This window comes from Streptomyces sp. NPDC058401 (assembly GCF_042722885.1).
Classification (GTDB): domain Bacteria; phylum Actinomycetota; class Actinomycetes; order Streptomycetales; family Streptomycetaceae; genus Streptomyces.
Window position 1 is genome coordinate 32,160 of sequence record NZ_JBHXKA010000014.1, and the last position, 12,734, is coordinate 44,893.

The window sequence follows — 12,734 nt, forward strand, 5'->3', positions numbered from 1 at the left end:
GCTGCGCGGTGGAGGTCCCCTACGCGCCCTTCCACCGCTCCCCGGGCTCTGCCCGGACCCGCGCCTTAGACGCCGGCGGGGCTGGATTCGGGGACTCCGGGGTGGACGGGGTCCGGTTCGGCGAGGGGGGCCGGCTGTTTGCGGGTCATGTTGCGGACGTCCGGGACCAGGAGGACGGCGGCCGTCGCGATGATCACCAGGGCCGAGCAGCCCCAGAGGGCCGAGGTACGGCCGATCGCCGATTCGACCGGGCCGGCCACCGCCGTGGCCAGCGGGAGCATCGACAGGGAGCCGAACCAGTCGTAGGCGGAGACGCGGGAGAACATCTCCTCGGGGATCTCCTGGTGCATCGTCGTCATCCAGTTCACGGCGAACATCTCGATGCCCACGCCGCTCACGAGCATCGCCGCGCACAGGCCCCACACCGGCAGCGGCACGGCGAGTCCCGCTGCGGGGAGCGCCGACGGGAACATGCACAGGGTGGCGACCAGCAGCAGCCGGCGCGGCTTCCAGAACGTCATCAGGACGGCCCCGGCGATGGTGCCGATGCCGAAGAAGGCCAGGGCCACGCCCCAGGGAGCCGCCCCGCCCAGTTGCTCCACGGCGACCAGGGGACCGTAGACCGCTTCGGCGGCGCCGATGACGGCCACGACGACGGAGAACTGGAGCACGATGCTCCACAGCCAGGGACGGCTCCTGAACTCCACCCAGCCCTCGCGCAGATCGGACAGCAGGCCGCCGCCGGGGGCCCGTTCGGCGATGTGGCCGACGTCGAGGAAGGCCCGCAGGGCTCCGGCGGCGGCGAAGGCGGCCGCGTCCACGGCGAGGACCCAGCCGGGGCCCATGAAGGCGACCATGGCTCCGCCGAGGGCGGCTCCGCCGACGCCGGCGCTGCTCATCGCCATCCGGAAGAGGGCGAAGGCGCGGGTGGCCTGCGGGCCGGAGACGGTGGCCATGAGCATGCCCTCGGCGGCCGGGTTGAAGAAGGCCGTACCGGTGCCGCACAGCGCCGTGAGCAGCATCATCTGCCACAGCTTCGGATCGCCGGTCAGGACGAGCACGGCGAAGGCGGCCTGCGAGAGGCAGTTGAGGGCGTTGGCCGCGACCATGACGTGGTGGCGGGGGACCCGGTCGGCGACGGCTCCGCCGATGAGGAGGAAGAGGACGAGCGGCAGCGTACGGGCGGCGGCCACCAGGCCGACGTCACCGGCGGAGCCGCCCGCCTGGACGACCGCGAAGGCGGTCGCGATGAGCGCTCCGTGGCTCCCCAGGTTCGTGATGACCGCGGCACCCGTCAGCAGGGTGTAGTTGCGGCCCGCCCACTCGGGCCTGCGGCCGGAGGGGACGGGGGAGGAGGAGGGGGAGGGAAGAGAGCTCACCTCCGGACTATCCCCGCCCCGGGCCGGGAATCCAAACGGATTTCCGGCCCGGGGCTGGAGGTGGTGGAGATCAGCCCGCGTTGAGGCGGACGCTGCTCAGGATCTTCTCGTAGGTTTCCTTGCTCACTTCGCCCGGGACGCCGGCGGCGCCGTAGAGGACCCAGGTGGAGAGGTCGCCGTTGGTGGTCGTGAAGCTGAAGGCGACGGACTTGCCGTCACTGGAGCACTTGTTCTCCTTGGGCAGGCCGCTGACGGTCGCGGTCGCCATGTGGCCCTTGAGCCCGGAGGTGGTCGTGTACTCCTTCGCCTCGGTCACCTTGGTGGTGCCCTTCGGCGCCTTCTGCGCGTACGCGGCGAAGGCCCAGTTGCCGGCCTCGTTGTACGCGGCCTCGGCGGTGCCCTTCGCACCCATGCCGCCCTTGGTTCCGGTGGCCGCCAGTCCGGTCGACTCCTCCTTGCCGTCCTTGTCGGCGTCGACCTTGCACCAGTCCTCCTTGAGGAAGGCGGGCCCTCCCATCATGACGAGGGGCGAGCCGTCGTTCTTGGCCTCGTCCTCGAAGCCGATGGACAGGCCGGAGGACTTGACCTCCCAGTCCGGCGGGACGTCGAAGGCGGTGCCGTACTTCGGGTTGAGGACGACCTTCCAGCCGGGGATCACCGGCTTGACCTCGGGGCCGCCGCGCGGGTTCGCGCCCGGGCTCGCCGGGGCGGACGCGGACGGGGAGGCCGGGGCGGAGGCAGAGGTGCTCGGCTTGTCGTCCGCCTGGTTGGTGGTGTCGTCGTCCCGGGTCAGGACGAACGCCCCGGTGGCGGCGGCCGCCACGACGACGGCCGAGGCGGCCACGATGGCCACGGTCCTGGTCGAGAACGGGCTCCCGCCGCGCGGGGGCGGGGGCGGCGGAGTGCCGCCCCACTGGGGTACGGGAACCGTCGGGGGCTGCTGGCCCCAACCCTGCGGAGCGGGGGGCTGCTGCGGGTACCCGTAGCCGGGCTGCTGCTGCTCCCCGTACGCCGCCGTGGGCGGCTGCTGCTGGTACGGGTTCGGCGTTCCCGGCTGCTGCTGGTACGGGTTCTGATGCGCGTCCTGGGGGTTGGGTTCTCCCCCGGGCGGCTGCTGCTGTCCTGGCCACATGGCCGGTAACGATAGTGGGAGTGGGGTCGGGGGGCCACGGCCGCCCCCGGACGGGTATGGCCAAGGGTGTCTACTCGTGGGTAACATCGCGTTCCATGAGCGCTGAACAGATGAACGTGGGCGAACTGCTCGCCGCGACCGTGCCGATGGCCAAGACCCTGAACCTCCAGTTCCTGGAGACCACCCCCGAGCGTGCCGTCGTCCGGCTCCCGGACCAGCCGGACTTCCACAACCACCTCGGCGGCCCGCACGCCGGCGCCATGTTCACCCTCGCGGAGTCCGCGAGCGGCGCGATCGTCCTGGCCGCCTTCGGCGACCAGCTCTCGCGCGCCGTGCCCCTCGCGGTGAGCGCGGAGATCGGCTACAAGAAGCTCGCCAAGGGCGTCGTCACGGCCACCGCCACCCTCGGCCGCCCGGCCGCCGAGGTCGTCGCCGAACTCGACGCGGGCGGCCGCCCGGAGTTCCCCGTCACCATCGCCATCCAGCGCGAGGACGAGGCCGTGACGGGCGAGATGACGGTTCTGTGGACTCTCCGGCCGAACTCGTAACGGCTGACCTGCGGGGGAGTGTGACAGGCGTCTCACGAGGGCACATCCGGGTCACACTCCTTCCTGCACTGCACGCATGTGTACGTCCCAACCGGGTCCGGTGAGACCTGAGTCACTGTAAGCTGAGCAGACGATCAGTCGCAGCCCTCATGAACTCCGGCCGAGCCGTTCCCCCTGATGTACCGCCGGATCGTCACCAGCGGGTCCTCGTGGCCCGTCCAGCCCGCCACGTCGATCACGGACTCGCCGGCCGCGAGGTGGCTGCTGGCAAAGAAGTGCCGCAGCGCCGAGACCCCGTCGTCCGGGGCCGCAGCGTAGGCGCCCTTCACCTCCTTCTCGGGGGTTCGGGATCACCCCCCGCGGCGGCCAGCGCCCGCTTCCACGGCAGCTCGTTGATCCGCTTCAAGTTCAGGAACTCGCCGGTGGCGGGGTTCATGAAGATCAGCGGCACCTTCTCGGGGGCCCCCTGAGGGGGGATCTGCGGCAGGTGAACGCGGTACCGGGATCGGGACAGAGTGCCCAAAATATGGAATATGGACCGTGATCTGACGCGCTATCTCCTCGAAGGCGCCCGCGCCACCCCGCAGCCGACCCCGCGCCGCGCCGAACCCTCCGCCACACCGCCCCCGCGTACAACCCGGGTCAACGACCGCGCCGAAGATCTCGTCTACGCCGGTGCCTGGCGTGAGCGGGATCCCTGCCCGGAAGACGATGACGAGGGCGAGGACACAGAGTTCGCCGCGGACAGGGACCACTACGAGGACGACGGACCCGACGATGGCGCGGTCTATCTGCCGCTGGGCGGCGGGCGGTAGGTCGCGCCGCTGCGAGCCAGAGGTGTCCGCGCTGCGGGATCACTCTTCCGATCTCGCGCTGGCTGTGCAGAATGCCCTGGACCAACAGGGAGGGGACCCCATGGAACCGATAAGCGCCGCCGCCGGTGGAGCTCGTGCGGCCGGTGCCGCCGTGCGCATGGCGCAGGCGGCGGCCAGTCCGTACGTCATGGTCAAGCACGGCCGCCGCGAGGACCGGGCTGCCGTCTACGACAGGTTCACCGCCGCGTGCGCGGCCTTCTTCTTCGACGGGGAGATTGACCGGTCCACCGTGACCGAACTGCTGGCTGCCCAGCAAGCGGTACACATTCGTGCGCCGCTACATGTTCGTACGGCTGCTAACGAACTGTTCACGTACCTCATGAGCGTGGACACGACCGAGGGCGGACCGAAGGCGGAGCTCCAATGGATGAAGCTGACGCGGAAGGCCACGCTGACGCGCAAAACACTCCAGCCGGGTGCTGAGTACCCCTTCGAGCTACGCGGTGACGAGGTGGTCAGCAGCGACTTCCTCTTGATGGGGCTGTACGAGTTCACGGAGATGGCACGCCTGGACGTGACTGCCCGGTGGTACCACGCGCTGCTGACCCCGTGGGGCAAGCGCTGGTGGCTGAAGCGGAGGTAACCCGCGCGGACATGCAGAAGCCCTCGACCCGGATATCTGGCGGGGGCTTCTGTGCGCGCCGGCTAGGCCGCGGCGGCCTGCGTCTTCATCGTGAGGATCTCCGACTTCGGGCCGACCCCCGAGGGGCTGAACGCGGCGATCTGGATCCGGTACTCGGCATCCGCCTTGAGTCCGTCCACGAGGGCATTCACGCGTGGCCCCAGCACCTTCGTGGGCGTGGTGGGCATCGGATCCTCCCCTTCAGCCATGTAGAGGTTGTGGCCGCTGATCCCGGCCAGGTCGAGGCCGACGGTGCCGCTGTAGCTGCCGGATCCGGCAGCCTCGCCGACACCCGACCGCCAGCAGAGCTGTATCTCGCGCGAGGTCTGCCAGCCGCCCGAGACCGGGGTTCCGTCGGCGGAGAGGTTCCAGAGCGGGGCCGGCGGGACCTGCCCGGAGCCGTACGGCGGGCTCCATGAAGCCCTGTCGGCCAGGCGCTCGGCGACGGTGGCGGGTTCCGGCTCAGTGCGGCCCGCCATGTCGTAGGGCTCCGACGTCAGGTCGAGGCCCATGTTCAGGCTGGTCTTCTTGTCCTTGATCGGCATCGCGGCGCTTCGGGAGAAGAAAGGGATGCTTTCCCCAATTCTCCCATTAGTGGCATATGTTGCGCATGGGAAGAGGTGCCGGTCTGGCACGTACCCACTCACCCGAGAAAGAAAGGATCGGGCGGCCCGCGGCGGGGTGGGTCAGCGGCTGCGGGAACCGGCGCGGGTGACGACGATGTTTCCGTTGGGGGTGTACTCGCAGCGCTCACGCGGGCTGGCGCCGTCGGGGTCTTGCTCCCACGTATCGAAGCCGAGTTCGTTCAGCGCCTTCATGCAGTACTGCGAGTTCGGGCCGTCCTGGGTGCGTTCGGTCCCGAGGGATTTTCTTGAACAACGGGAGCGGGGTTACGGTCTTGCCGTCGATGTCCACGCTGTACGTCTGGATCGTCTCGGGCAGGATGGCGGCTGCTGCGTCCTTGACCTGCCGGCGGGAGATCGTGACCTTCCCGCGGCCGGGGACGGTTACCTCGGTGGTGCGCATCACTGTGCTCCTTCTTGGTGTTCGGTTCGGTTACTTGACGTCACAGATTCCGCGCCAGTCGACGATGCCGTCTCCCGCCCCCGACAACCTGCTGCGGCAGTCGCTGCCGCTCTCGCGGGTGGGGTGTCAGTTGTTGATGCGCCGGTACTCGATGGGCCACGCCCACAGGGTGAGCGCGGTGAACAGGGCGGCGGCGGGGGCGAGGAAGGTGAGCCACGCGTTGGCTGTGTCGTGGGTCTTGGCGGCGGCAGTGACCTCGTCGCACAGGTACTCGCAGGTGAGGACTTCGAGCGAAGCGCCGGCCGTGGTGTTCGCGTAGACGAGCGCGATGACCGCGCCGAGTCCGAGGACTGCGGCGCTCATGAGGAACCCGACGGGTATGAAGGCGCGGGAGGTGGTGAAGCTGCCGCGGGATGCGATGTGGGTGAGTTCGCCGGGCTTCACGAGCGCAGCGGCCAGCTCGGCGTGAGTGAACTTGTTCTGGTCGGTGGTGGTGGGCTCGGAGCCCGGGGTCTGTTGCGTGTTCAACGGGTCGTCAGATGTCACGGCGGGAGGCTAACTTCCGCAGGTCAAAGACGGGAGACCCGTCCCAGGGATCGGACGCCCGGAGCCCTTTCCGGGGGACCCCAAGACGCTGTCCCCCTGCCCGTAGAGGTACGGCACCGCGGCCGGGAGGAACGAAGATGCGGAAAGGCCCCGCCCGAAGGCAGGGCCCCGCATCTTCCTACGCGTGCCGGCGGCACCTTCCGCACTGGGTGAGCTTCTGGCCCTGGGCCGTCACCTCGGTCATCAGCTCCAAGTGGCGGCCAGTGTCGTGCTTGCCTTGCAGGGCTGGGCACTGGAGGTCGGTGTGGTAGCGGTAGCGGTCGACCCCCACCCGCACCAGCACCCACACCGGCTTCTCCTCATCGGTGTCCGGACGCTCCAGCACATGCGGCGATGATGTATCCACGAGTCCCCTCCAAGAGAACGGGCGCCAGCCCGGACGCATGTTACCGGCGGTAGGCCGGAGGGGCTTCCTTCGCGAGCGCCGGGCCCGCGCGCTCCAGACATCGCCCGTTCAGGCGGAAACCTTGCACCCCACGCCAAGCCGCTCCGCGGCGTCCCCCACAAGGCGCACCAGCTCCGGCGGAGAGACAAGCTCGGCGTCGTAGGTCTCCGTCCACCCGCCGACCGCGCCCATGTCGGAGGAGTCGAGGTGAGGCCCGAGGCCGAGAGTCTTCCGCAGGTGGTTGTGGACGGCCCGCTCGACGTCGCGGGCTTCACGGCCGTACTCACCGCATGCGGCTGGGGTGCCGGGTTGGTAATGCCCCGAAAGGGCGAAGCCCCCGCTGGCCGGCTCGGTGCCGAGGCGCGGGCTTCGGCTGTGTTCGGCCAAGCGGTCTGGGTGGTCAGTTCTTGAACATGGAGCACATGTAGTTGGTGGAGGTCTCGTCGCAGTAGGTGACTTCCTTGACCTTCACGGAGGCGATGACGGCCGGGTCCTGCTCCTTGATGGTGTGGTCGTAGAAGGTGACCTCACCCGTCTCCGACTTGCCCACCCCGAGCCGCTTGGCCGTCGCGGAGCTCTCTCCGAGGTAGTCGCCGTCCTTGTCGTAGGCTTCGAACTTGATGTAGTAGCTGGCGGCCTGGGTGCCGGAGTTGGTGATCTTGTAGGCGGCCTCGTACTTCTTGGTGCCGTACTCCGGCTTGTTCCCGGCCTTGGTGATGACCACGTCACCGGTGTGGCCCTGCGACGGGTCTTCCTTGGTGGGCTCGGCCGGCGTCTCCAGAGGCGCCGGGACTCCCTTGCACAGGTGCTCCTTGAACGCCTGGTTGATCGTGTCGGAGTTGGTGGGGGGCTTGTCCTTCGCGAGGGCGTCGGCGCGCTCGTCCTCGGGCAGCGCGCATGCCAGGCGGGTCAAAGTGACCATCTGGGCTATCTCCGCGGCCGTCTTCTTGGACAGCTCGTCCTTGTTGCGGGACTCGTTGAACATGACGTCGAAGAACGCCTTCTCGTCGGCGCTCAGGTTGTCGGCCCGGTAGTCGGTGGGTGCGCTCGCCTTGTCGCTGCCCGTGGTGGTGGTGGTTTCGGGGTTGTTGGTGAGGGCCAGGGTGGTGAGGGCGGTTCCCCCGATGACCAGGGCTGCGGTGGTGACCGCGGCGGCGATCTTCGCGGAGCGGCGCCATCCCTTGGCGGGTGCGGCGGGGGGTGCGGTTGGGGGTGCGGGCCACTCGGGGTGCGGGTAGCCGTACGCGGGCTGCGGGGTCTCGGGGGCGGAGGGCTGCTCGGGGGTGGTCATCGGGGTCCTCGTCTGGATGGGCGCACAGGCGGCCTTCGTCGGCAGAAGGGATCTTTCGGCTGGCGCCCGCGCAGAGTAGACCTTGAACGTTGGTCAATCCAGACGGGTCCAGAACGTGAAACAGCCCCGCTGGCCCGGAGAGTGCAGGTGACGATTCGCAAGCAGGCGGCGACCGTATTTCCCTGGATACCGGGCCAGCGGTTCCGGATACTTGCCTGATGACGAATCAGATTCCGCGCTACGGCGAGCAGGTCATGAAGGCTGACGTGATCTTCTCCGAGGAGTGGCCTGAGTACGCCGAAGTGCACGGGACTCCCGTCTGGGGCAACGCGACCCGCTACAACCACATCCAGGGCCTCGTGACCGCTCAGGGGGTGGAGACCGATAGCGCGCTCCTCGCGATCCTCGCCGAGGTCGCTCCTGCTCTCCTTAAGCCCATCATGACCTCGGGGGCGCTGCACAAGGCGGCCGTCCAGGCGCTCGACCCCGTGGAGGGGACCGCGACGAGCGTGCGGCTGGAGCGCATCGACAAGGCCGTCAAGCGCCGGAACCGGGTCGTGCACGACAAGCTGAACGTCGTCGTCATGGTCGAGATGGACCCACGGTCAGGGCCGGACAAGAGGTATCCCTCGTTGGGGCGGAGTGAGCACGCATATCTCGGTGGGGAGCCTGTCACCGAGGAGAGCCTGCTCTCAGATCTGGCGGTGCAGCAGGACGGGACGCGGGCCGCAGTGCAGATATTGGTAGACCTGCACTGTTGATCAAGGGCTGCCCGAAGTGTGCCGGCCAGGCCGAGGGTCCTTCATGCGGTCCTTTCCGGATACGACGAAGCCCCCGGCGGTGGTGCGTAGGGCCGGGGGCTACAGGGCTGTTCGGGTCAGGTGCCGGTGATCTGCTGCCAGATCCAGGCGAGGGCGCCGAAGGCGAAGATGGCGCCGGTGATCAAGAGCGCGGTGGGGTTGTCGGTGGCGCTCTGGGCGGCGGAGGTGAATTCCTCTTTGCCGGGGGTTCCGCCTCCGTGACGCTCTTCGCGGTGCCGGTCTCGGAGGTCGGATGCGTGCTGTCGGCTCATCCACCCCCACGTGGTGTCGCAGGTTCCGCAGCGGTATCGCCAGGACATCGAACTCCCCCTCATCGGAGGTCGGGGAAGTCGGCCTGGGCGGCGCGTAGCTTCCGGAGGGTCGTGTCGTGCTTGGTGACGAACTCGGCCTCGGTCAGCGGGACGGCGTCGGTACGGGACTGTCGCCAGGCCGCAGCCAGTTCGCGCCGCTCGGCCTCGGCGTAGGCCGCCCGCCGGTCGTTGCCGAGGGTCAGGGGGGTGGAGACTCGGGTGTCGGGCCGGGCCGGGCGGCGCACACAGGGCCGAACCCCGCGTCCGCCGCCGCAGGGCTGAACATCGGCGGCGCGGTGGCGCGCCTGAAGCGGGCCCGCGCGGCGATCGGCGCACAGTGGGCGGCGGGAGCGGTCCGGCGCGGGCCGCTCCCGCCACCTGACGCCGATGCCCACGCCGCAGGGAGCGCCCATGAGCGAGGCAGTGTCCAGACGCCGTGCGATGCGCCTCCTCGGGGCGATGGGCGCCGCCCTCGGGGCGGCCTCCTGCGTACCGGCGCCGCCGCCCGGCGCGCAGCCCCGTAAGGCCTCCGGCTCCGGCGCGGCCCCCGCCGCCGCCCCCGCGGCCGGCAGTACCGCCCGGGTCGACGCCCTCCTGGACCGGCTCACCCTGGAGGAGAAGACCGTCCTGCTGCACGGCGGCCCGGACCCGGAACCGCTCGGCCAGGCCGGCTACGTGCCGGGCATCGCCCGCCTGGGCATCCCCGCGCTCCGCCTCGCCGACGGTCCGGCGGGAGTGCGCGTCGCCCGGCCCGCCACCGCGCTGCCCGCGCCGGTCCTGCTCGCCTCCGCCTTCGACCCGGCGCTCGCCCGCGCGTACGGCCGGGTCATCGGCCGCGAGGGCCGCGCGCTCGGCATCGACGTGCTCCTCTCACCCATGGCCAACCTGATTCGCACCCCGTACGCCGGGCGGAACTTCGAAACCTTCTCGGAGGACCCGAAGCTGACGGCCGACCTGGTCGCCGAGGTCGTCCGCGGCATCCAGGACGAGGGGCTCATCGCCACCGTCAAGCACTTCGCGCTCAACAACCAGGAGAAGGGCCGCGACACCGTCGACGTGATCGCCGCCGAACGGACCCTCCACGAGACGGAGCTACGGGGCTTCGAAGCCGCCGTGGCCGCCGGGGCCGGCGCCGTGATGGGCGCCTACAACAAGGTCAACGGGGTCTACGCCTGCGAGAACAAACCGCTCATCGACGGACTGCTCCGCGGGCGCTGGGGGTTCGACGGCTGGGTGATGTCGGACTGGGACGCCACCCACAGCACCGTCGCCTCGATCGGCGCCGGCCTCGACATGGAGATGCCCGCGGGCACCCACTACGGCGCCCCGCTGCGGGAGGCGGTGCGCGGCGGCTCCGTCCACGAGGACACCGTGGACCTCGCCGTACGCCGGATCCTGACCACCATGGACCGCTTCGGACTGCTCGCCGGGCACCCCGCCGCACGCCCCGCCCGGGACGCCGCCGCCGGGGCCCGCACCGCACGGCAGATCGCCACCGCCGGAGCGGTCCTGCTGCGCAACGAGCGGGCCACCCTGCCGCTGACGGGCCCCGCCGCCCGCTCCGTCGCCGTGATCGGCCCCACCGGGCGGACCCCCTTCGTCGGCGGCGGCGGCAGCGCCCACGTGGTGCCGGACAGGGCCGCCGCCCCCCTCGACGAGATCCGGCGGCGGGCCGGCAGCGGCGCCACGGTGGGCTACGCGCTCGGCGAGGACCTCTACGGGCGCCCACTGCCGGCGGCACTGCTGGCCCCCGACGCCGGCCTCGACGACCGGGCGGTGGCCCCCGGGCGCACCTGGGGCTACGAGGGCACCTTCCGGCTCGCCGCCGACGACGAGTGGACCCTGCTCGTCCACTACACCGGGAAACGGCCCGCCGTCCGCCTCGACGGGGAGGAACTCTTCCCCGTACGGCAGGGCGCGGCCGAGCAGTTCGCCGGCGGACTGCTCGGCGCCGCACCCGACGGCCGCACCGTGCGCCGCCGCACCCTCGCGCTCAAGGCGGGCGAACACCGCCTCTCCGTCTTCGCCGAGGGCGGGCCCAAGGGACAGCGGCTGCGGCTGCGGCACACCACGAAGGCGACCCGGGCCGCCGACCTCGCCGAGGCCGTCACCGCGGCCAAGGCGGCCCGCAGTGTGGTGCTGTTCGCCTACGAGGACGCCACCGAGGGCACCGACCGCACCTCCCTGGGACTCCCCGGCGGCCAGGCGGCGCTGATCGAGGCGGTCGCCGCCGCCAACCCGCGCACCACGGTGGTCCTCAACACCTCCTCCGGTACGACCATGCCGTGGCTCCCGCGTACCGGAGCGGTCCTCCAGATGTACTACCCGGGGCAGGAGGGCGCGGCCGCCACCGCCGACGTGCTCTTCGGCGCCGCGGACCCGGGCGGCCGCCTCACCCAGACCTTCCCGGCCGAGGAGCGGGCGACCCCGGTCGGCGCGGACCCGGTGCGCTATCCGGGGGTCGGCGGGCGGCAGGAGTACACCGAGGGGGTGCACGTGGGGCACCGCTGGTACGACCAGCAGCGGGTGGCTCCGCTGTTCCCCTTCGGGCACGGGCTCTCGTACACGACCTGGGCCTACGAGAAGCTGGCGGTCCGGCGCGGCGGCGCGCACGGGAAGCACGGCGGGCTGCGCGTGGAGTTCACCGTCCGCAACACCGGACGCCGCACGGGCACCGAAGTGGCCCAGGTCTACGTGGGCCCGTCCCCGGACCTGAAACTGGACCAGCCGGTCCGGGCACTGGCCGGGTACCGGCGGCTCACCCTCAAGCCCGGCGAGGCGCGGCGGATCGTCCTGGACATCGACGCGCGCACCCTGTCCTGCTGGGATCCCGAGCGGGACGCCTGGGTGGTGGGGACCGGCCGCCGCGAGGTGTTCGCGGGGCGTTCCTCGCGCGAACTGCCGCTGCGGGCAAAGGCTGTGGTGGCGACCGGATAGGCTGCCCGTTCGGTCCGCCACAGGGGGCGGGCCGGGCGGAAAACTCGGGAGGACGTACCGGTGCACATCCAGGAATGGCTGGAGACGATTCCGGCGGTCAGCATCTACCTCCTGGTGGGGCTCGTCATCGGACTGGAAAGCCTCGGCATCCCGCTGCCGGGGGAGATCGTCCTGGTCAGCTCGGCGCTGCTGGCCTCGCAGCAGGGGCACATCGACCCCGTGGTGCTGGGCATCTGCGCGACCGCCGGGGCGATCGTGGGCGACTCGATCGGCTACGCGATCGGGCGCAAGGGCGGAAAGCCGCTGCTGGAGCGGCTGGGCCGGCGCTTCCCCAAGCACTTCGGGCCGGACCAGGTGGCCCTCGCGGAGCGCTCCTTCGAGAAGTGGGGCATGTGGGCCGTCTTCTTCGGGCGGTTCGTGGCGCTGCTGCGGATCTTCGCGGGGCCGCTGGCGGGCGTCCTGCACATGCCGTACTGGCGGTTCCTCATCGCGAACGTCCTCGGCGGGATCCTGTGGGCGGGCGGCACGACGGCCGTCATCTACTCGATCGGGATCGTCGCCGAGCCGTGGCTGAAGGGGTTCTCGTGGGTGGCCCTCGCCCTGGCCCTCGCCTGCGGGCTCGCCATGACCATGGTGGTGCGCAGCCGGATGAAGAAGGCGGCCGCGACGGCGCGGGCCGAGGCGGCCGAGGCGGCCGCGGCTGCGGACGCTGACGCGGCTCCGGTGCCGGGGCAGGCTTCGGCCGCTCCGACGGTGCTCACCGACTGACGGTGCTCACCGGCCGGCCGTGCTCACCGGCCGGCCGTGCTCACCGACTGACCG

17 protein-coding genes are annotated in these 12,734 nt (G+C 70.9%); 6 read left to right on the forward strand and 11 right to left on the reverse strand.

The genetic code is table 11. The features are described from left to right. Positions 1 to 65 precede the first annotated feature (65 nt). Positions 66 to 1,379 (reverse strand): MFS transporter, encoded by a 1,314-nt coding sequence (locus ACFWNV_RS07740; RefSeq protein ID WP_383942082.1) that lies wholly within the window; start codon positions 1,377 to 1,379, stop codon positions 66 to 68. A gap of 70 nt (positions 1,380 to 1,449) precedes the next feature. Continuing rightward, a complete protein-coding gene (locus ACFWNV_RS07745; RefSeq protein WP_383942085.1) occupies positions 1,450 to 2,511 on the reverse strand; it encodes a hypothetical protein in 1,062 nt (353 codons plus the stop codon). A 95-nt stretch (positions 2,512 to 2,606) separates the two neighbouring features. Here ACFWNV_RS07745 and ACFWNV_RS07750 point away from each other — a divergent pair, with 95 nt between their 5' ends. Beyond that, positions 2,607 to 3,059: a DUF4442 domain-containing protein gene (locus tag ACFWNV_RS07750; protein ID WP_383942089.1), complete on the forward strand. Its 453-nt coding sequence runs from the start codon at positions 2,607 to 2,609 to the stop codon at positions 3,057 to 3,059. Positions 3,060 to 3,193: 134 nt separating this feature from the next. Here the strand turns inward: ACFWNV_RS07750 and ACFWNV_RS07755 are convergent, their stop codons facing one another. After that, on the reverse strand, positions 3,194 to 3,388 hold the full coding sequence (locus ACFWNV_RS07755) for a hypothetical protein (protein ID WP_383942090.1): 195 nt from the start codon (positions 3,386 to 3,388) through the stop codon (positions 3,194 to 3,196). 204 nt (positions 3,389 to 3,592) lie between these two features. On the opposite strand from ACFWNV_RS07755, the gene ACFWNV_RS07760 reads away from it, so the two are divergent. Beyond that, positions 3,593 to 3,874 (forward strand): hypothetical protein, encoded by a 282-nt coding sequence (locus ACFWNV_RS07760; RefSeq protein WP_383942092.1) that lies wholly within the window; start codon positions 3,593 to 3,595, stop codon positions 3,872 to 3,874. Between the two features lie 100 nt (positions 3,875 to 3,974). After that, positions 3,975 to 4,517 (forward strand): hypothetical protein, encoded by a 543-nt coding sequence (locus ACFWNV_RS07765; protein ID WP_383942095.1) that lies wholly within the window; start codon positions 3,975 to 3,977, stop codon positions 4,515 to 4,517. Positions 4,518 to 4,579: 62 nt separating this feature from the next. On the opposite strand, the gene ACFWNV_RS07770 is transcribed toward ACFWNV_RS07765, so the two are convergent. The 6 genes from ACFWNV_RS07770 to ACFWNV_RS07795 all read right to left on the reverse strand — a co-directional run bounded on the left by ACFWNV_RS07770 (position 4,580) and on the right by ACFWNV_RS07795 (position 7,864). Continuing rightward, positions 4,580 to 5,101: a fibronectin type III domain-containing protein gene (locus ACFWNV_RS07770; protein ID WP_383942098.1), complete on the reverse strand. Its 522-nt coding sequence runs from the start codon at positions 5,099 to 5,101 to the stop codon at positions 4,580 to 4,582. Positions 5,102 to 5,242: 141 nt separating this feature from the next. Continuing rightward, entirely contained in the window at positions 5,243 to 5,374 is a 132-nt protein-coding gene (locus ACFWNV_RS07775) for a hypothetical protein (RefSeq protein ID WP_383942101.1), read from the reverse strand. Between the two features lie 334 nt (positions 5,375 to 5,708). Then, complete coding sequence (locus ACFWNV_RS07780; RefSeq protein ID WP_383942104.1) at positions 5,709 to 6,128, reverse strand: hypothetical protein; 420 nt, start codon at positions 6,126 to 6,128, stop codon at positions 5,709 to 5,711. 178 nt (positions 6,129 to 6,306) lie between these two features. Beyond that, the gene (locus tag ACFWNV_RS07785; RefSeq protein ID WP_383942105.1) at positions 6,307 to 6,513 is read right to left on the reverse strand and encodes a hypothetical protein; all 207 of its coding nucleotides are present in this window, start codon (positions 6,511 to 6,513) and stop codon (positions 6,307 to 6,309) included. A 129-nt stretch (positions 6,514 to 6,642) separates the two neighbouring features. After that, positions 6,643 to 6,960, reverse strand: a complete 318-nt coding sequence (locus ACFWNV_RS07790) for a hypothetical protein (protein WP_383942108.1) — start codon at positions 6,958 to 6,960, stop codon at positions 6,643 to 6,645. Positions 6,961 to 6,973: 13 nt separating this feature from the next. Then, the gene (locus tag ACFWNV_RS07795; protein ID WP_383942111.1) at positions 6,974 to 7,864 is read right to left on the reverse strand and encodes a hypothetical protein; all 891 of its coding nucleotides are present in this window, start codon (positions 7,862 to 7,864) and stop codon (positions 6,974 to 6,976) included. A gap of 218 nt (positions 7,865 to 8,082) precedes the next feature. Here ACFWNV_RS07795 and ACFWNV_RS07800 point away from each other — a divergent pair, with 218 nt between their 5' ends. After that, entirely contained in the window at positions 8,083 to 8,625 is a 543-nt protein-coding gene (locus tag ACFWNV_RS07800; RefSeq protein ID WP_383942113.1) for a hypothetical protein, read from the forward strand. 116 nt (positions 8,626 to 8,741) lie between these two features. Here the strand turns inward: ACFWNV_RS07800 and ACFWNV_RS07805 are convergent, their stop codons facing one another. Together ACFWNV_RS07805 and ACFWNV_RS07810 are read right to left on the reverse strand one after the other, a co-directional pair. Next, positions 8,742 to 8,936: a hypothetical protein gene (locus ACFWNV_RS07805; RefSeq protein WP_383942116.1), complete on the reverse strand. Its 195-nt coding sequence runs from the start codon at positions 8,934 to 8,936 to the stop codon at positions 8,742 to 8,744. A gap of 59 nt (positions 8,937 to 8,995) precedes the next feature. Continuing rightward, on the reverse strand, positions 8,996 to 9,220 hold the full coding sequence (locus ACFWNV_RS07810; protein ID WP_383942119.1) for a hypothetical protein: 225 nt from the start codon (positions 9,218 to 9,220) through the stop codon (positions 8,996 to 8,998). A 166-nt stretch (positions 9,221 to 9,386) separates the two neighbouring features. On the opposite strand from ACFWNV_RS07810, the gene ACFWNV_RS07815 reads away from it, so the two are divergent. Next, positions 9,387 to 11,912: a beta-glucosidase gene (locus ACFWNV_RS07815; protein WP_383942122.1), complete on the forward strand. Its 2,526-nt coding sequence runs from the start codon at positions 9,387 to 9,389 to the stop codon at positions 11,910 to 11,912. A gap of 60 nt (positions 11,913 to 11,972) precedes the next feature. Continuing rightward, complete coding sequence (locus tag ACFWNV_RS07820) at positions 11,973 to 12,680, forward strand: DedA family protein (protein WP_383942124.1); 708 nt, start codon at positions 11,973 to 11,975, stop codon at positions 12,678 to 12,680. Positions 12,681 to 12,734: the final 54 nt, after the last annotated feature.